Origin of the sequence: Streptomyces sp. SAI-170 (assembly GCF_049739565.1) — a bacterium.
Lineage (GTDB): Bacteria > Actinomycetota > Actinomycetes > Streptomycetales > Streptomycetaceae > Streptomyces.
On sequence record NZ_JBMGQD010000001.1, the window covers coordinates 4,036,639 to 4,053,460 of the forward strand.

Genomic DNA, 16,822 nt, shown 5'->3' on the forward strand with positions numbered 1-16,822 from the left:
TATGACTGCACTCACCGCCCCTTTGACGGACGCCTTCTGGGCCGCGTCGCTGCGCCGCTGGAACATGGTGTGCTGGGTGCTGTTCGGTGCGATGGCCGTCGGGCTGGCGACGACGGCCCCGCCCGGCGGCAGCGCGTTCAAGCCGCTCGCGCTGCTCGCCTGCGTGGTGCTGTGCTACGCGGTCCTCGACCGCTTCCCGGGCAATCCCGTCGTACGGCCGCAGGTCTATCTGTCGGTGCTCGTGCTCGCGCTCGGCGGGCTGGCGTACCTGGGCAGCAGCTATGCGGCGCTGTTCATGGTGACGCTGCCGCACTACTGGATGTTCGGGCGCACACCGAAGGCCTCGATGGGATTCCTCGGGCTCGCCACCGGCGCCACGCTCGCCGGGAGCCTCGTCCGGCAGGGCTGGTCGGCGGAGTTCTTCGGCGAGACGACGGTGTCCACCCTGATCGTGGTCGCGGTGGGCGTGCTGATCGGCCTGTGGGCCCACTCGGTCGTCGCGCAGAGCAGCGAACGGGCCCGGCTCATCGAGGAGTTGGAGCAGACGCAGGCGCGGCTGTCCGAGGCGCACCAGCGCCAGGGGGCGGCGGACGAACGGGAACGCATCGCCCGGGACATCCACGACACGCTCGCGCAGGGCTTCGCGTCGATCATCGTCCTCGCGGAGGCCGCCCGCGCGGGCATGGCCGACGATCCGGCCCGAAGTGCCCAGCAGCTGCGGTCGATCGAGTCCACCGCGCGGGAGAACCTCACCGAGGCCCGGGAGTTGGTCGCCTCGGCCGGGCAGCCGGGACCGGGCCGGGCGGTGTCCGGGTCGGTGACGCAGACGCTGCGCCGCACCCTGGACCGCTTCGCGGAGGACACCGAACTCACCGTGGACGCCGACCTGGAGGACCTCGACTGCGACCAGCAGACCCGTATCGCGCTGCTGCGCTGCACGCAGGAGTCCCTGGCCAACGTGCGCAAGCACGCGGGCGCGTCCACGGTCGGCGTGGTGCTGGTCAGGCGGCCGTACGGGGTCGAGCTGGAGATCACCGACGACGGGGGCGGTTTCGTGGTGGAGGAGTCGACGGGCTTCGGTCTTGACGGCATGCGCAAACGAGTGGCGGAACTGGGCGGGAGGCTCACGGTGACGAGTTCGGTGGGCGACGGGACACGGGTCCTGGCGATGATCCCCCTGGCGGACGAGGTGGCGGCATGAGCGCGCGGGCCCTGCGCATCGTCGTCGTGGACGATCACACCGTGATGCGCGCCGGAGTCGTCGCTCTGCTCGCAGGCGAGGACAGTGTCGAGATCGTCGGTGAGGCGGGGGACGGACGGGCCGCGCTGGACCTGGTGGAGCGGTTCGACCCCGACGTGGCGCTGGTCGATCTGCGGATGCCCGTGCTGGACGGGGTGGCGACCACCACCGAGATCGTCGCCCGGTATCCGCGCACCCGGGTGCTGATCCTGACGACGTACGACACGGACGCGGAGATCGAACGCGCGGTGGAGGCCGGCGCCATCGGCTACCTGCTCAAGGACACCACCCGCGAGCAGCTCGTCGACGCCGTCCACGCGGCGGCCCGCGGCGAGACGGTGCTCGCTCCCCGGGTCGCCGCGAAGCTGGTGGCACGCATGCGCCGGCCCGCCCAGGAACCGCTGACCGACCGCGAGACCGACGTCCTGGAGGCGGTGGCCGACGGCCTCACCAACGCCGAGATCGGCAGGCGCCTCGTGATCGGCGAGGCCACGGTGAAGACGCACCTGCTGCGCCTGTTCGCCAAGCTCGACGTGAACGACCGTACGAGGGCGGTCGTGGTGGCGATGGAAAGGGGGCTGCTGCCGCGGCCCCGGCCGGCGGTGGGGCGGTCCGACTGAGGGCGGTGCCGACGTTGTGTCCTTCGTCTCCCTGCCGGGAGTCCGGTGCGTTCGCCGGGCTTCGGTCCCGTGGTGACGACGAGGGCCGCGCTCGGGCCATCGTAGGAGGTCACAGCGCTGTGGGCGCAAGAACTCGACGGTAATGCCGTGCCCCCGGAAGGCAATATCTGTGGTCGTCACATAAGAAATCGAGGGGGCGCACGGCAAATATTCCCGCGACGCCAATCGATGCGGAATTACTTACCGGGCAGGGGCCGAGGTCGGCGTGCTACTGTCGTCATCAGTTGCAGGTGTGGTTGCCAGAAGGTTTTTCCGACGGCTGATCATCACGGCGACACGGAATACGCACACTGCGCATTCCTGACACCGTTTCCGAAGGAGAAACAAAATGGCTACTGGCACCGTGAAGTGGTTCAACGCGGAAAAGGGCTTCGGCTTCATCGAGCAGGACGGCGGCGGCCCCGACGTCTTCGCCCACTACTCGAACATCGCCGCCCAGGGCTTCCGCGAGCTGCAGGAGGGCCAGAAGGTGTCCTTCGACATCGCTCAGGGCCAGAAGGGCCCGACGGCGGAGAACATCGTCACCGCCTGACGCAGCGCCGCTGACGCGTACTTCGCAGCTGGGGCCCGCACCTTGGGGTGCGGGCCCCAGCTCGCTTTGTTCCCAGGGCGATCGCGCCCTGTCATTTTTTTCGGCCCGTTCTCGCGATTCCCTGCGCCGCTCTCCCAGCTGCGGAAATTCCTTGATACGTGCCCGCATCGAGGAAGGTTCCGCATGAACCCCACCCGTACCACTCGCACGCGCCCCACTCGCTCGTACGACCGCTTCGAGGGAAGTGGCTCCGGCCGCTCGGGCGGGCCGCGCCGCTCCGAGGGTCCGCGCCGCTCCGGCGGTTACGGAAAGCGGCCGCAGCCCGCTGCCCCGCAGGGCGAGTTCGCCCTGCCGAAGACCGTCACCCCCGCGCTGCCCGCCGTCGAGACGTTCGCCGAACTCGCCATGCCGGCGCCGCTGCTGGCCACGCTCGGCCAGGAGGGCGTGACCGTACCGTTCCCGATCCAGGGGGCGACCCTGCCGAACTCCCTGGCCGGCCGTGACGTGCTCGGCCGTGGCCGCACCGGGTCGGGCAAGACCCTGGCCTTCGGCCTCGCGGTACTGGCCCGTACGGCGGGCCGGCGCGCCGAGCCGCGGCAGCCGCTGGCGCTGGTCCTCGTCCCCACCCGTGAGCTGGCCCAACAGGTCACCGACGCGCTCACTCCCTACGCCCGCTCCGTGCGCCTGCGGCTCGCCACCGTCGTGGGCGGCATGTCCATCGGCAGGCAGGCCAGTGCGCTGCGGGGCGGCGCCGAGGTGGTCGTCGCGACGCCCGGCCGGCTCAAGGACCTCATCGACCGGGGCGAGTGCCGGCTCGACGACGTGGCCATCACGGTGCTCGACGAGGCCGACCAGATGACCGACATGGGCTTCATGCCCCAGGTCACCGCGCTGCTCGACCAGGTGCGCCCCGAGGGCCAGCGGCTGCTGTTCTCGGCCACCCTGGACCGCAACGTCGACCTGCTGGTCCGCCGCTATCTGACCGACCCGGTCGTGCACTCCGTCGACCCGTCGGCCGGTGCCGTGACCACGATGGAGCACCACGTCCTCCACGTGCAAGACACGGACAAGCACCGCACGACGACCGAGATCGCGGCCCGGGACGGCCGGGTCATCATGTTCCTGGACACCAAGCACGCCGTGGACCGGCTGACCGAACACCTGCTCAAGAGCGGTGTCCGCGCCGCGGCCCTGCACGGCGGCCGGTCCCAGCCGCAGCGCACCCGGACCCTGGCGCAGTTCAAGGACGGCCATGTCACCGTCCTGGTCGCCACCAACGTCGCGGCCCGCGGCATCCACGTCGACAGCCTCGACCTGGTCGTCAACGTGGACCCGCCCACCGACCACAAGGACTACCTGCACCGCGGCGGCCGTACGGCCCGTGCCGGGGAGTCCGGCAGCGTCGTCACCCTGGTGACGCCCGGCCAGCGCCGCGGCATGACCCGGCTGATGGCGTCGGCCGGGATCACCCCGCGCGTCACCTCGGTCCGCTCGGGCGAGGCGGAGCTGAGCCGCATCACCGGCGCCCGGACTCCCTCCGGCGTCCCGGTGGTCATCACCGCACCTGCCGTGGAGCGGCCCCGCCGCGCCTCGTCGAAGTCCCGCGACCGCCGCGGCCGCACCGGCCAGGGCCGACCCGTTTCCGCGGGGGCGCGCCGCGGGACCCAGCGGCGGCCCGGGAACGACTCGGCCGCCTGACACCGGCCCCGGGGGACCAGGCGACCAGCCCTTACCGAAGGAGACACCCTTGACGTCAGCGCGCACGCAGTACCGCCGCATGCCGGACCCCGCCCCCGTCGAGGGACGGGGGCCTCGGGTGGGCGACGACATGACCGTCGAGGTGGCTCTGGCTCTCATGGCGGGTGCCGGGGTCGAGTATCTGACCGTGTGCGACGAGGACGACCAGCGCACGGGCCTGGTCACCCTGGGGCGGCTCGCCGTCCTCCGCGACAGCGCCACGTACACGGACCGGGTGCGACTGCGGGACGTCCTGGAGGGCGTCCCCGCCCTGTCGCACTGATCCGCCCGGCCCGCCTTCCCGCTCCCCCGCGACTTCTCCCCTGTGAGGCATCATGCGCTGTGTCATCGCCCGGTACCCGTTCGAGCTGACCAGGACCGGGGTGCTGGCCTCGATGCAGGGCGTCACGCCCGAGCTGGTCACGCGTGAGTCCGTGACCATCGGCCGCCGCCGCTATCCCGTCACGCAGGTGGGTCGGGTCCTCACCCGGCAGGACCCCCGCGACTTCACCGCCGCCGAGGTCACACGGGCCATGACGCGGCTCGGCTTCACCTGCCACGACCGCCCCGAGACCACGGCCGTCGACGGCCGCGCTCCGTTCGAGGTCGCGTCTGCGCTGCTCGGGGGCGCGGGCTCCGTGGCCGCGTAAGTACACGAGCAGGGGCGGACACCGCCCCCGAGGTCCCGGTGGGGGCCCTGCCGACGCGCGTCGGCAGGGCCCCCATTGCTGTGTCGCCGTCCGTGTGGGACGGAGGCGGCGGGTCAGCGGTCGCTGTAGCTGAGATCGCCTACGGTCCAGGCGCTGACGTCCTTGATCGCGACGCGGTACATGCCGCCGGTCTCCGGGATGCCGAGGCTGCCCTGGAGGATCCGGGCGAGATGGAAATGCAGATGCGTGGGCGCCTCGCCGCGACCGGGCCGGTCCTCCCCCGGCCCCCGGGCGAAGACGTGCGCGAACGGGCCGAGGCGGTCCGAGTCCTTCAGGACCTCCGCGACCCGCTCCCGCCACACGGCCTCGGGAGCGAGCCGGCCGGTGATGACGGCACCGCTGACGACCACGGTCAGCGCCATCTGATTGCTGGGCTCGGACTCCACCGCGGCGGAGATGGCGACGAGCAGCTCATCAGGGTTCGACATACGGCCAAGCCTATGGGGCCGAGCCGTCCCCGAACCGCCCGCGCGGGCGTCAAGAAGCGGATGCGAGGGCGACGGCGGGGTTCCGGCTCCACCGAAAGGATGAAACCTGCTCTTCCCGCTGTAGATTTTCACCCTCTCCATGGGTACGCTTCTTCACGTAGACACAGTCGAACCGGCTCCACCAGTGGTCGGTTCGGAGAAGAACGGAGGAAAGAACGCCATCAGGATCGCCCGGCCCGAGACGCCCTCGGCCCGGGTACCGCAAGACCCCGGATTGGATGGTGGTCCCCGGTCACGCAGCTGCGATCCCCCGCTCCGCCCTGCCGGGCCGGGTAGCGGAAACAGAAGGTCGGCACAGCAATAGGGCCGACAGATGGTGTTGAATTCCCTTCGGGGCCCTGGTGCCGTACGGCATCAGGGCCCCTCGACGCGTTGCACAGCGAGGTGACATGACATCGGACAACCCTCTGAATGATCGTCTGGACGACGACGACTACCCCGCGTACACCATGGGCCGGGCGGCCGAGATGCTCGGCACCACTCCCGCCTTCCTCCGAGCCATCGGTGAGGCCCGTCTGATCACTCCCCTCCGCTCGGAGGGAGGACATCGCCGGTACTCCCGCTACCAGCTGCGGATCGCCGCCCGCGCCCGCGAGCTCGTCGACAAGGGAACCCCGATCGAGGCCGCGTGCCGCATCGTCATCCTCGAGGACCAGCTCGAGGAAGCACAGCGCATCAACGCCGAGTACCGCCGCGCCGCCAAGGAATCGGCGGGCAGCCCCGGCCCGAGCTGAACGACCTGTACCGGCCGTCCGCCGGCTCTAGCCTGTGAGGCGTGACGGAGAGATGCCGAGCCTGCGGGCGCCCGATCGACGGTGGTGGTGGGCCGGGGCGGGCGGCGCTGTACTGCTCGCAGGCCTGTCGGCAGCGGGCGTACCGGGAGCGGCGGCAGGCGAAGGGCCTGCCCGTCCGGGAGCTGGTCGCCGAGATCGGGGATCGGCTGGGGCGGGTGCGGTGGGAGCCCGGGGCGGCGTTCCACGCCGATGTGGAGGCGCTCTCCGCGCGGTTCGCGGAGCTGCGGCGTCTCGCCCGACAAGCGCGGCAGGTCCAGGAACAGGCTCAGGAAGAGGCCCGGGAACAGGCCCCGGAGCACGCTCAGGCAGCGGACCCGGAACCCGATCCGTCCGTGCGCTCCACCGACGGCACGGATTTCGTCACGTCCCCCGGTGTGACGAAACCCGGCGAGGACACCTTCAGCGCGCTGGTCGAAGAGCACCGGCGCGAGCTGCGAGTGCACTGCTATCGGCTCCTCGGGTCGTACGACGAGGCCGAGGACCTCAGCCAGGAGGCGTTCCTGCGGGCCTGGCGGGCGCGGGAGGCGCTGGAGGAGGTCGGCAATGTGCGGGCCTGGCTCTACAAGGTCGCCACCAATCTGTGCCTCGACTTCTTGCGCAAGCACCATCGGCGGCCGGTTCCCTACGAGCCGGTGCCGGGCATGGACTCCGGGGGCGGACCGCCGCCGCCGCGCATGCCATGGCTGCAGCCGTTCCCCGACGAGCAGTTGCCGCAGACACCCGCGCCTCAGCACGAGCCAGATGAACAGGCAGTCGCGGGTGAGACCTTGGAGCTGGTCTTCCTGACCGCCATCCAGAAGCTTCCGCCCCGCCAGCGAGCGGCGGTGATCCTGCGCGATGTCGCGGGGTGGTCGGCCGAGGAGACCGCCGACCTGCTGGGCTCCAGCCCGGCCTCGGCGAACAGCGCCGTACAGCGCGGCAGGTCCGCTCTGCGCAAGGCGCTGCCGGGGCGGCGCGAGGACTGGTCGGCCGGTCCGGCCAGTGCCGAGGATCTGGCCCTGCTCCAGCGGTACATGGACGCGGCCGCCCGGGCCGACATCGACGCGATGGTCGAGCTCGTACGGGAGGACGCGGTGCTCACCATGCCGCCGAACCCGTTCTGGTTCACCTCGCGTGAGGCGCTCTTCGCGTTCGTACGGCCGAACCTCGACCCGGCGTCGCCGATGTTCGCCGGGCACTGGCGGCATCTGCCCGTGCGCGCCAACGGCCAGTTGGCGGTCGCCGGCTACCTCCGGCGGCCGGGGACCAGCGTCTTCCGGGCCCAACTCATCGACGTACTACGGGTGGAGGACGGCCGGATCGCCGAGATCACCACCTTCGAACCCCATCTGTTCCCCGCGTTCGGGCTGCCGATGACGTTCTGACCGATTCCCCTTGGGCAGCGATGAGTTCGCGCGGCCGGCACGTCCTATGAGTGACGGGCGCACACGGCGCCCCCACTGGAGGAGCGGACATGCTGGAGAACAAGGTCGCGGTCGTCTACGGCGGTGCGGGTTCCCTCGGTGCCGGAGTCGCGCGGGCGTACACGCAGGCCGGGGCGCGGGTGTTCCTCGTCGGCCGTACGGAGGACACGCTGCGCAAGGTCGCCGCCGAGACCGGTGCCGAGTACGACGTGCTGGACGCTCGGGACGAGGACGCCGTCGAGGCCCACGCGGCATCGGTCGTCGAGCGGGCGGGCCGGTTCGACATCTCCCTCAACCTCGTGCCGCGCGGCGACTTCCAGGGCGTGCCGCTGACCGAGATGACGGTCGAGGACTACACACGGCCGGTCGTGCAGGGCATCGCCTGCCAGTTCGTCACCGCGCGGGCGGCGGCGCGCCGGATGACCGCACAGGGCTCGGGCGTGATCCTCTCCCTGAACAGCGGGTCCGCCAACGGCAGTCCGATGATGGGAGGCACCGCCGCGGCCGACGGTGCGATCGACGCGCTGGTCCGGCAGCTCGCCCAGGAGGTCGGCCCGGCCGGTGTGCGCGTCTGCGGGATCTGGACCGCCGGTGTCACCGACACCCTCACCCCCGAGAAGCTGGCCGCCGCCGGCGCTCCGGGCATGGACGAGGCCGCGGTGGAGGGCATCCGCTCCCACCTGGACAGCCTGCGGATGACGAGGCGTTCGCCGCGGGTCGCGGACATCGCCGCGCTGGCGACGTTCCTCGCCTCCGACGCCGGTGCGGCTCTCACGGGCACCTGGGTCAACGCGACCGCCGGGATGTTTCCCAGCTGACCGGCCGCGCCGGGGTGATCCCTCGTGTCAGCGAACTCCCCCGGAATTGTCCGTTATTGGTAACGGAGGGAGCCCGGCGCCGCCGTTCCTCGTCCTGTGAGTTGGTCGGACGGCGACCGGGGACCGGCGGGGACTGAGCGAGGGTGGGGCGGACATGGCGCGGCACAGTGGTGGGCGGGGCTGGTACGGCAAGGTGCTCGGGGCGGCGCTCGGGGTGACGGTGCTGGTCGCCGGTGCCTCGGTGTGGACCGCGCAGGCCGGTTCCGTGGGCGCGTCCCCGAAGGCGACCGCGTCGCCCAGGCCTGGCGGTGACATCAAGCCGGTCGCGGTGACCATCGTGCACGCCTCGGACAAGGGGCCGCGCGGCGTCAACATCACCATCGACGACGGCCCGGACCCCGTGTGGACCCCGCAGATGCTCGACGTACTGCGGGAGCACGGCGTGAAGGCCACCTTCTGCATGGTGGGCACGCAGGCGCAGGCCCACCCGGACCTCGTGAAGCAGGTCGTCGCGGCCGGGCACCGGCTGTGCGACCACTCGGTGTCGCACGACACCACCATGGACAGGCAGTCCCAGGCCTACCAGAAGCAGCAGATACTCGACGCCGAGCGCATGATCACCGAGGCGTCCGGGGGCGTACGGCCCATGTACTACCGGGCCCCGGGCGGCGCCTTCACCCCGTACAGCCGTCAGATCGCCGCCTCCCGGGGCATGCGCCCGCTGGGCTGGAACGTGGACACCAAGGACTTCGAGCAGCCGGGCGCGGACGCGATCGTCGCCACCGTCCAGCGCGAGCTGCCCAACGGCCCGACGCTCCTCTTCCACGACGCCGGCGGCGACCGCTCCCAGACCGTCGAGGCCCTGCGCCGGGTCCTGCCCTGGCTCCAGGAGCAGGGCTACTCCTTCGGCTTCCCGGTGCGCTAGGACGCTGTGTTCGCAGGGGCCGGCTCGAGCGTCGGGGGAAGGGCCGGGGCCGGTTCGGGGTCGGCGTCCCAGCGGGTGGTGGTCCGGACGTACGCCGCGACCACCGAGGCCATCGCCAGCAGGAGCAGCGGCCCGGCCGCCCACGGGTGCTCGGCCATCTGGACCGGGACGAAGCGGTACGACGCCAGGAGCGCGGCGAAGACCGCGGTGCCGTGGGCGACCATGCGGAGGCCCGCCGGGTCCCAGCCCCGGTCGAGGGAGCGCAGGGCCGCCTCGATCGTGACGGTGAAGACGACGCCGGCGACAAGGTCCGCGCCGTAGTGGTAGCCGAAGCCGAGGGTCGCGCAGAGTGTGGCGATCAGCCAGAAGGTGCCTGCCCAGCGCAGGATGCGGGGCGCCTTGCGGGAGTGGATGAAGATCGCGGTGGCCCAGGCCGTGTGGAGGCTGGGCATGCAGTTGCGCGGGGTGATCCCGTCGAAGGGTATGGGGTGGGGGGACCCGATCGGCGTCGGCACGTCCGGCCACAGGTCGGCCACGGCCCACGGCAGGGTGGGCGGGCTCGGCGGCCACAGATGGGCCGAGGCCCAGTGCTCGTTGCCCGCGCCGTAGGCGTAGAGCGGGCCGACCACGGGGAAGATCATGTAGATGGCCGGGCCGAGCAGCCCGATCACCAGGAACGTACGCACCAGATGGTGCCTCGGGAAACGGCGCTCGGCCGCCACCCGGCGCAGTTGGTACAGGGCGACGACGACCGCGGCGACGGCGAGCTGGGCGTAGACGTAGTTGAGGGCGTGGGCACCGACCGTGCCGGTCGCCGTGAGGGCCCGGCCCACCAGCCAGGACGGATTGCCCAGCGCGTGGTCGGCGGTCGCCACGTACTGGTCGAGCACCATGGGGCGGGTCTTCGAGGTGATCAGCAGCCAGGTGTCACCGGTCTTGCGGCCGGCCACCAGCAGCAGACCCAGCCCGACACCCTTCAGCAGCAGGGCGCGTTCGGGACCGGTGCGGTGTCGTACGGCGATGACGGCGCAGCCCAGCATCACCCACAGGGCGCCGCTGCCGAAGGGGTGGCCGTCGGACAGGCGCACACCGGCCGCCCAGCGGAGCAGGAAGAGGACGACGTCGATGCCGATCGTGGCCGCGGCCGCGAGGAGCCGTTGCCGCCGGGTGAGCACCACCATCGTCAGCGCCAGACCGGCGTAGAGCGCGAAACCCGACTTGGGCGGCAGGACCGCCTCGCGTGCCAGGCCGGTGACCGGCCCGTACATCCCGTAGCGGTGCGCGGCGAACTCCAGCGCACCGAGGAATCCGAGGACCGTCACCCCGGCCGTGGCCCACAGGGTCGTTCGCGCTCTAGATATCAATTCTCTGGCCGCTTTGCTGTGTTCCGGTCGGTTCAGGGCATTTGTCGTGCCAGTGGCATCCTTTTCCGCCGAGGACAGGCGAAAGGGCAGCATTGGCCGCGAGTTCGCACATGCTAGCGGAGCGGCCGCGGCCCGGGGCGGCCGAGTCCCGGGCGGCCGGCCCGGCGTCCGCGGCCCGGGACTCGGCCGCGCCACGGCCCGCTCGTCGGCGTGCGGAGTGCCGGCCCGGGTGGCCGGGGTGCCCTGCGTCACGCGCGCGATATTCCCGTACGGCAAGGGGAGTTGCATTATTTTTTCCCCTGCCGGGCGGATTGTGGCGTGGTACCGTCGAGGGCGGCTGCTGTAGTGGTCGCCGGAATTGATTCAGAAGTTGGGACCTGCACCTCGAGGTGCGGGTCCTGTTTTTTGACGCGCGATTTCCTTGCCGGATCTGTGCCGCGTCCAGGAAAGCGTGAGGATTTCGTATGAGCCGTGCCCGCTCGCAGCGCAGACGCCCCAGCCGCCCGGAGGGTGAATTCGCGGTGCCCGCGACGACCACGCCGGCGTTGCCCGCAGTGGAGTCGTTCTCCGAACTCGCCATGCCTGCGCCGCTGCTGGCCGCGCTGGAGCAGGAGGGGGTGACCACGCCGTTCCCGATCCAGGCGGCGACCCTGCCGAATTCGCTGGCCGGCCGTGACGTGCTCGGCCGTGGCCGCACCGGCTCGGGCAAGACCCTCGCCTTCGGCCTCGCGGTACTGGCCCGTACGGCGGGTCTGAAGGCCGAGCCGCGCCGGCCGCTGGCCCTCGTGCTGGTCCCCACCCGTGAGCTGGCCCAGCAGGTCACCGACGCGCTCGCGCCGTACGCCCGCGCGGTGCGGCTGCGGACGGCCACGGTGGTCGGCGGGATGTCCATCGGCAAGCAGGCCGGTGCGCTGCGGGCCGGGGCGGAGGTGCTCGTCGCCACGCCGGGCAGGCTCAAGGACCTCATCGACCGGGGCGACTGCCGGCTCGACGACGTGGCCGTCACCGTCCTCGACGAGGCCGACCAGATGACCGACATGGGCTTCATGCCGCAGGTCACCGCGCTGCTCGACCAGGTGCGCCCGCAGGGTCAGCGGATGCTGTTCTCGGCCACCCTGGACCGCAACGTCGACCGGCTGGTCCGCCGCTATCTGAGCGACCCGGTGGTCCACTCCGTCGACCCGTCGGCGGGCGCGGTCACCACGATGGAGCACCACGTGCTGCACGTGCCCGACGCGGACAAGCGGCAGACGGCCACGGAGATCGCGGCCCGGGACGGCCGGGTGATCATGTTCCTGGACACCAAGCGCGCGGTGGACCGGCTGACCAAGCACCTGCTGAACAGCGGCGTCCGCGCCGCCGCGCTGCACGGCGGCAGGACCCAGCCGCAGCGCACCCGGACCCTGGCCCAGTTCAAGGACGGCGAGGTGACGGTGCTGGTCGCGACCAACGTCGCCGCCCGCGGCATCCATGTCGACAGCCTCGACCTGGTCGTCAACGTGGACCCGCCCACCGATCCCAAGGACTACCTGCACCGCGGCGGCCGTACCGCACGGGCGGGCGAGTCCGGCACCGTCGTCACGCTGGTGACACCCGAGCAGCGGCGTGACATGGACCGGCTGATGGCGTCGGCCGGCGTCACCGCGCGGATCACGCCCGTACGGCCGGGAGAGCCTGAGCTGAACCGGATCACCGGCGCCCGGACTCCGTCCGGCGTGCCCGTGGTCATCACCGCGCCCGTCACGCCGCCGGCCCGTCGGGCCGCGTCCTCCGCCACGTCTTCCGGCTCAGCCTCGTCGGGTCGTGCCCGCCGCGGGCGCAACGGCCGCGGCCGGTCCGCCGGCGCGGCCGGACGCCGGTCCTCGGTCGGCCGGGCGGCCTGACACCCACACCGGTCACCTGACACCCACACCGGTCCGGCCCAAACCCCGGCCTGACACCCCCGGCGGTCGATCCGCCGGGGGATTTCCCGCGGCTTTCCGGCCACTTCGCCGTCACTTCCCCTTCATATTCTTTTCAGGGGAATACGTCAGGGGAATACGAAAGAGGCCCGCACCTCGAAGGTGCGGGCCTCTTTCAGGCTTTTGTGGCCTTGGATCAGGCGGGAACGATGTTCTCCGCCTGCGGGCCCTTCTGGCCCTGGGTGACGTCGAAGGTCACCTTCTGGCCTTCCTGCAGCTCGCGGAAGCCGCTGGTGGCGATGTTCGAGTAGTGGGCGAAGACGTCAGCGCCGCCGCCGTCCTGCTCGATGAAGCCGAAGCCCTTTTCCGCGTTGAACCACTTCACGGTACCGGTGGCCATGTCAAAACTCCTGAGGCAGTAGCGAGGCTCGCACTTCACGAGCCTCCTCATCGCTGCGATGATCACCTGCCCGGGAAAAACCTGTGACAAAAACTGGCAACCACAACTGCAACTGACAGCCAGCGTACCACGATAAAAAGCGGCTGCAAGGAAAAACGGCGCCGCCGTGGGAAACCGGAGAATATCTGTTCCGGCGCTGTCAGTTTTTCAGCGTCCGCCGCGGTGGAGATCCCGGGGACAGCGGCGCACTCCCGTCCCGGCGGCGCCGGTCAACTGGCCGTCTCAGGAAGCCGGAGCGTTCGGGCGAAGTCGTCCAAGGCGTCCATCGCCGCGGCCATCACTTCCGGATCGTCGTGGTGGCCGCGGAGCAGGACGTCGGGGAGGCCGGCCGGAGTGTGCCAGTGGTACGTCACCGAGGTCATCATGATGGTGCTGTCCGCAGGGTAGGAGCGGGTGACCCGGACCCCGTCCGCGCCCAGGTGGGGAGAGTCGAACGGAACACTGCCGGTTCGCTGCTGCCACTCGGGGATGTCCGGGTGCGGCACCGTGGCCGCGGTGACTCCCTCGCAGGAGGACGCGTCACGGGCCTCGCAGTGGAGGCGGGTGGCGTGCATCACCAGCGGCATGTAGGTCAGCGGAACGGGGTGGTAGATGAACGCCTCGTCGGCCTGGAGCTTGTCCCTGAGCGTGACGATCGTCTGCTCGTAGAAGCTCTTGTGGAATCGGCGGAGTTTACGGGAGAGCTCGATGCCGTGGACGGCGGCCAGACCGGTCAGGTGCAGGTCCAGCCATTCCTTGAAGTTCTTCCTGTCGATCTGGAGGTGCAGATAGCCCCAGGGATCTGGGTTGGCATCCGTGTCGATGCGGAGCGGGGCACCGAGGTCGGTGCTCCACAGGGTGCCTTCGGACATGAACGGTCTCTTTCTTCGGGGGCGCGGCGGCAGGGAGCCTTCAGGCATAGCTCCAGCGGAAGGTGCCCATCACGGCATCGAACAACTCCACGAGGAGGTCGTAGAAGGAGGGATCCGAGCCGGGCGCGATCAGCGCGCTGAAGGAGAAGGTGACGTACTGGTCGGGGGCGCTGTCCGGGACCGGCACGAGGTACTCGACCCGGCGGTGTCCGACGTCGACGCCCTGGGCCGCGTCGGCGGGTACGTCTCGCTCCGAGCGCAGGGCCGCGGTGGCGTCGAGCTCTCGCACCTCGGCACCGGGAGTCACGGAGGCGAGCGCGGCCAGGACCGCTTCCGGCCCGCTGTCGGGCCGGACCCGCGGAATCTCGACCGGCTCCGAAGCCACGATCGAGACGGGCAGCGCGACGCCGCCTGTGCATGTGGTGTGGCGTACATATGATCACTGGTGCCTCGTGGACGCCGGTGCCGGTCCAGGAGATCTTCGGGAAGACCACACAAAGAAACCGCGTGTGCCCTGGGGCGCACGCGGTTTCCTTGTGGTCATTGGCCGGCCGGCCCGGTCACTTGATGTAGACCAGGCCGTCCGTGGTGATGGTCGGGCGGCCGCTGGTGCCGACCACGACGATCTTGACGGTGTGCTTGGCGCTGGTGGACCACGTCTTGGTCCAGATGGCCTGGCGGTAGAGCGTGGTGGAGGACTTCAGGTCGACCGTCGAGACCTTCACCCCGTCGACGTACACGTAGACCTGGCCCGAGGTGGACGCGCGGGAGACGACCCAGGAGGCGGAGCGGCCGGTGAAGGTCCAGGTCAGGGTCGCGCCCTTGGAGCCGCTGGAGTAGGACTTGCCGCCCAGGTAGCTGGTGGAGGAGCGGGTGGTCCAGGTGCCGGTCTTCACGGCCGAGGTCTCCTGGAGGATGACCGGGGTGTAGGCGGCCGAGGCGTCGCGGTAGTTGCCGGCGTAGTCGTACGCCCGCATAGACCAGGTGCTGGCCGAGCCGGAGGCGGAGGTGCGGTTGGAGAGCGTCGCGGCCGCGCTGAAGGTGGCGGTCGTCGGGGACAGCAGCTTCGTGTAGCGCAGGGCCTTGTCGTCGGTCGCCTTCCAGCTGAGGGTGACCGGGACGGCCGTCGTGTTCACGGTGCCGGTGCGCAGGGCCAGCTTCGGCGTGGTGGTGAATGTCGGGGCGGTGGCGTCGGCCACCACGGTCAGCGGCGTCGTCTCCGCGGGCTTGCCCGACACGTGCACGGCGCGGACGGCGACCGTGTGGCTGCCCGCGGCCAGCGTGACCGCCTTCGCCGAACCGGCGCCGGACGTCGTGGCGACGACGTTTCCGTCGACCAGCACCTCGTAGCGGGAGATCAGCGACGCGGGCGTGGTCGCCGACCAGCGGACGGTGACCGAGCCCTTGGTGTAGTACGTCGAGCCCGAGGCGGTCGCGCCGGTGAGCGAGCCGATCTTCAGGCCCTCGGACCGGGCCGGCCGCCCAGGTGCGGATCTTGGGGAGCTGGGCGTAGAGGGCGTTGCCCGGGCACTCGGTGTTGAAGCCGTCGCGGTGGCCGGAGATCCGGTTGAAGGTGTACGGCTGGCCCGCGGTGAACTGGGTCCCGAAGTAGTTCGGCTGCGTCGCGCCGGCGTTGAGGGCGACCGTGCCGGCCGGGTCGGCGCCGTACAGGCTGAGCTTCCACGCGGCCACGCGGGAGACGGCCTCCAGGGCGGCGTCCGAGGCGGAGCCGGAGACGTAGTTGCCGAGGACGGAGATGCCGGTCGACTCACGGTTGAAGCCGTAGGTGTGCGCGCCCAGCACCGGCTTGTCGATGCCGCCCTTGCGGCCCTCGAAGACGGTGCCGCACTTGTCGACGAGGAAGTTGTAGCCGAGGTCGTTCCAGCCGTTGCCCTGGGGCTTCGGGTCGGTGTGGTACGCGTAGATGCCCCGGACGATCGCCGGCGACTCGGAGCAGTCGTAGTCGGCGCCGGTGGTGTGGTGGACGAACACGGCCTTGATGTCCGCGTTGTACTCCGACGGGTCCGGGCTGCGGGTCTCGTCCGCGCCCCACTCGGCGCGGGAGACGACGGGCGGCTGCGGCACGGCGGCCGCGGCCTCGGCGGTGGTCGCGCCCTCGGCGGTCGTCGACACCGCGTACGCCGCCGGCTGCGGGGCGTCCATCTTCGTCTCGGCCTCGGTCACCACGCCCGGGTCGACCAGGCTGACCTCGAGGCCCTTGGGGAGCGCACCGGTGCTGCCGTCCTCGTGACGGACCTGGACCTCGACGCCGTCGGAGGGGCCGACCCACATCGGCGCCGACGCGCCGCGCATGTCGGCGTCCGGCTTGTCCGGCGGGGAGATGTCCAGATCCAGGTCGTACCACGGGCCCCACTCGCCGGTCCGCAGGCTGTGCGTGCGCACCTGCGCCGTGCCGTCGAGCTTCTTCAGGGCGCCGTTCCAGGTGACACCGACGAGCGAGAACTGCTTGGTGTCCGTGCGCGGCAGCTCGCGCTCGCCGCTCGTGGTGCCCTTCAGCGGCAGGTGGTAGACCTCCACCGGCCGCTTGTCCTGGCCCTCGGCCTCCGGGGCGGCGGAGGGGCTGGCCGCGGCGTAGGTCGCCACGCCTCCTCCGGCCAGCACCACGGCACCGAGCGTGATCCACGCCCGTCGTTTCAGGCTCAATGGTCTGTACGCATGCGACGTACGACGACTCACGACGAATCCATCCCGATAGTGGGCCGCAGTCGGCCTTGGAAGAAATCACAGAAGAGGCACCGAACACATGTGCCCCTCAACTATCTAGCGTCACCCGACCGGTGAACATCACGAAAAACCGGCCAGGCGTGACGCAGATCACCAATCAGGGGCTGGAGGCGGCGAGTTGCAGGCCTTCCGAACGGCAGCGTCGCCGTGCGCTTCTGAGCACCCGTCATGTCC

At 70.9% G+C, this 16,822-nt stretch carries 16 protein-coding genes and 1 pseudogene; 11 read left to right on the top strand and 6 right to left on the bottom strand.

Annotated features, from left to right (window positions below; translation table 11 throughout):
• Position 1 precedes the first annotated feature (1 nt).
• From RKD23_RS18085 to RKD23_RS18110, 6 genes are all read left to right on the top strand, one after another.
• Positions 2-1,201, top strand: coding sequence for a sensor histidine kinase (locus tag RKD23_RS18085; protein WP_424854606.1), 1,200 nt, complete (start codon positions 2-4; stop codon positions 1,199-1,201).
• Positions 1,198-1,860 (top strand): response regulator, encoded by a 663-nt coding sequence (locus RKD23_RS18090; RefSeq protein WP_424854607.1) that lies wholly within the window; start codon positions 1,198-1,200, stop codon positions 1,858-1,860. The genes RKD23_RS18085 and RKD23_RS18090 overlap by 4 nt, the downstream gene beginning before the upstream one ends.
• 388 nt (positions 1,861-2,248) lie before the next feature.
• Entirely contained in the window at positions 2,249-2,452 is a 204-nt protein-coding gene (locus RKD23_RS18095) for a cold-shock protein (protein ID WP_020113641.1), read from the top strand.
• A 183-nt stretch (positions 2,453-2,635) separates the two neighbouring features.
• The gene (locus tag RKD23_RS18100) at positions 2,636-4,150 is read left to right on the top strand and encodes a DEAD/DEAH box helicase (RefSeq protein ID WP_424854608.1); all 1,515 of its coding nucleotides are present in this window, start codon (positions 2,636-2,638) and stop codon (positions 4,148-4,150) included.
• A gap of 79 nt (positions 4,151-4,229) precedes the next feature.
• Positions 4,230-4,472 (top strand): CBS domain-containing protein, encoded by a 243-nt coding sequence (locus tag RKD23_RS18105; RefSeq protein WP_424858267.1) that lies wholly within the window; start codon positions 4,230-4,232, stop codon positions 4,470-4,472.
• A 52-nt stretch (positions 4,473-4,524) separates the two neighbouring features.
• Entirely contained in the window at positions 4,525-4,839 is a 315-nt protein-coding gene (locus tag RKD23_RS18110) for an SCO5918 family protein (protein WP_424854609.1), read from the top strand.
• Between the two features lie 113 nt (positions 4,840-4,952).
• Here the strand turns inward: RKD23_RS18110 and RKD23_RS18115 are convergent, their stop codons facing one another.
• Positions 4,953-5,327 (bottom strand): hypothetical protein, encoded by a 375-nt coding sequence (locus tag RKD23_RS18115; protein ID WP_424854610.1) that lies wholly within the window; start codon positions 5,325-5,327, stop codon positions 4,953-4,955.
• A 449-nt stretch (positions 5,328-5,776) separates the two neighbouring features.
• Between RKD23_RS18115 and RKD23_RS18120 the strand changes: the two genes are divergently transcribed.
• The 4 genes from RKD23_RS18120 (at position 5,777) to RKD23_RS18135 (ending at position 9,327) form a co-directional block, all read left to right on the top strand.
• A complete protein-coding gene (locus RKD23_RS18120) occupies positions 5,777-6,121 on the top strand; it encodes a MerR family transcriptional regulator (protein ID WP_424854611.1) in 345 nt (114 codons plus the stop codon).
• A gap of 41 nt (positions 6,122-6,162) precedes the next feature.
• Entirely contained in the window at positions 6,163-7,545 is a 1,383-nt protein-coding gene (locus RKD23_RS18125; protein ID WP_424854612.1) for an RNA polymerase subunit sigma-70, read from the top strand.
• An 89-nt stretch (positions 7,546-7,634) separates the two neighbouring features.
• The gene (locus tag RKD23_RS18130; RefSeq protein ID WP_424854613.1) at positions 7,635-8,402 is read left to right on the top strand and encodes an SDR family NAD(P)-dependent oxidoreductase; all 768 of its coding nucleotides are present in this window, start codon (positions 7,635-7,637) and stop codon (positions 8,400-8,402) included.
• 154 nt (positions 8,403-8,556) lie between these two features.
• A complete protein-coding gene (locus RKD23_RS18135) occupies positions 8,557-9,327 on the top strand; it encodes a polysaccharide deacetylase family protein (RefSeq protein ID WP_424854614.1) in 771 nt (256 codons plus the stop codon).
• Here RKD23_RS18135 and RKD23_RS18140 read toward each other — a convergent pair.
• Positions 9,324-10,667 carry a phosphatase PAP2 family protein gene (locus RKD23_RS18140; RefSeq protein ID WP_424858268.1) on the bottom strand — a complete coding sequence of 448 codons (1,344 nt, stop codon included), beginning with the start codon at positions 10,665-10,667 and terminating at the stop codon, positions 9,324-9,326. The genes RKD23_RS18135 and RKD23_RS18140 overlap by 4 nt on opposite strands.
• A gap of 488 nt (positions 10,668-11,155) precedes the next feature.
• On the opposite strand from RKD23_RS18140, the gene RKD23_RS18145 reads away from it, so the two are divergent.
• Positions 11,156-12,574, top strand: coding sequence for a DEAD/DEAH box helicase (locus RKD23_RS18145; RefSeq protein ID WP_424854615.1), 1,419 nt, complete (start codon positions 11,156-11,158; stop codon positions 12,572-12,574).
• Positions 12,575-12,788: 214 nt separating this feature from the next.
• Here the strand turns inward: RKD23_RS18145 and RKD23_RS18150 are convergent, their stop codons facing one another.
• From RKD23_RS18150 to RKD23_RS18165, 4 genes and pseudogenes are all read right to left on the bottom strand, one after another.
• A complete protein-coding gene (locus RKD23_RS18150) occupies positions 12,789-12,992 on the bottom strand; it encodes a cold-shock protein (RefSeq protein WP_020871138.1) in 204 nt (67 codons plus the stop codon).
• Between the two features lie 269 nt (positions 12,993-13,261).
• Positions 13,262-13,903, bottom strand: coding sequence for a hypothetical protein (locus RKD23_RS18155; protein WP_424854616.1), 642 nt, complete (start codon positions 13,901-13,903; stop codon positions 13,262-13,264).
• A gap of 40 nt (positions 13,904-13,943) precedes the next feature.
• Complete coding sequence (locus tag RKD23_RS18160; RefSeq protein WP_424854617.1) at positions 13,944-14,288, bottom strand: hypothetical protein; 345 nt, start codon at positions 14,286-14,288, stop codon at positions 13,944-13,946.
• Positions 14,289-14,463: 175 nt separating this feature from the next.
• Positions 14,464-16,561: pseudogene (locus RKD23_RS18165) on the bottom strand (N-acetylmuramoyl-L-alanine amidase).
• Between the last annotated feature and the right edge of the window lie 261 nt (positions 16,562-16,822).

Bases quoted from the DNA above. Each gene is read 5' to 3' on its own strand.
- RKD23_RS18145 (WP_424854615.1), top strand. From the start codon at position 11,156: ATGAGCCGTGCCCGCTCGCAGCGCAGACGCCCCAGCCGCCCGGAGGGT.
- RKD23_RS18150 (WP_020871138.1), bottom strand. From the start codon at position 12,992: ATGGCCACCGGTACCGTGAAGTGGTTCAACGCGGAAAAGGGCTTCGGC.
- RKD23_RS18090 (WP_424854607.1), top strand. From the start codon at position 1,198: ATGAGCGCGCGGGCCCTGCGCATCGTCGTCGTGGACGATCACACCGTG.
- RKD23_RS18115 (WP_424854610.1), bottom strand. From the start codon at position 5,327: ATGTCGAACCCTGATGAGCTGCTCGTCGCCATCTCCGCCGCGGTGGAG.
- RKD23_RS18110 (WP_424854609.1), top strand. From the start codon at position 4,525: ATGCGCTGTGTCATCGCCCGGTACCCGTTCGAGCTGACCAGGACCGGG.
- RKD23_RS18085 (WP_424854606.1), top strand. From the start codon at position 2: ATGACTGCACTCACCGCCCCTTTGACGGACGCCTTCTGGGCCGCGTCG.
- RKD23_RS18095 (WP_020113641.1), top strand. From the start codon at position 2,249: ATGGCTACTGGCACCGTGAAGTGGTTCAACGCGGAAAAGGGCTTCGGC.
- RKD23_RS18105 (WP_424858267.1), top strand. From the start codon at position 4,230: ATGCCGGACCCCGCCCCCGTCGAGGGACGGGGGCCTCGGGTGGGCGAC.
- RKD23_RS18135 (WP_424854614.1), top strand. From the start codon at position 8,557: ATGGCGCGGCACAGTGGTGGGCGGGGCTGGTACGGCAAGGTGCTCGGG.
- RKD23_RS18130 (WP_424854613.1), top strand. From the start codon at position 7,635: ATGCTGGAGAACAAGGTCGCGGTCGTCTACGGCGGTGCGGGTTCCCTC.
- RKD23_RS18155 (WP_424854616.1), bottom strand. From the start codon at position 13,903: ATGTCCGAAGGCACCCTGTGGAGCACCGACCTCGGTGCCCCGCTCCGC.
- RKD23_RS18100 (WP_424854608.1), top strand. From the start codon at position 2,636: ATGAACCCCACCCGTACCACTCGCACGCGCCCCACTCGCTCGTACGAC.
- RKD23_RS18120 (WP_424854611.1), top strand. From the start codon at position 5,777: ATGACATCGGACAACCCTCTGAATGATCGTCTGGACGACGACGACTAC.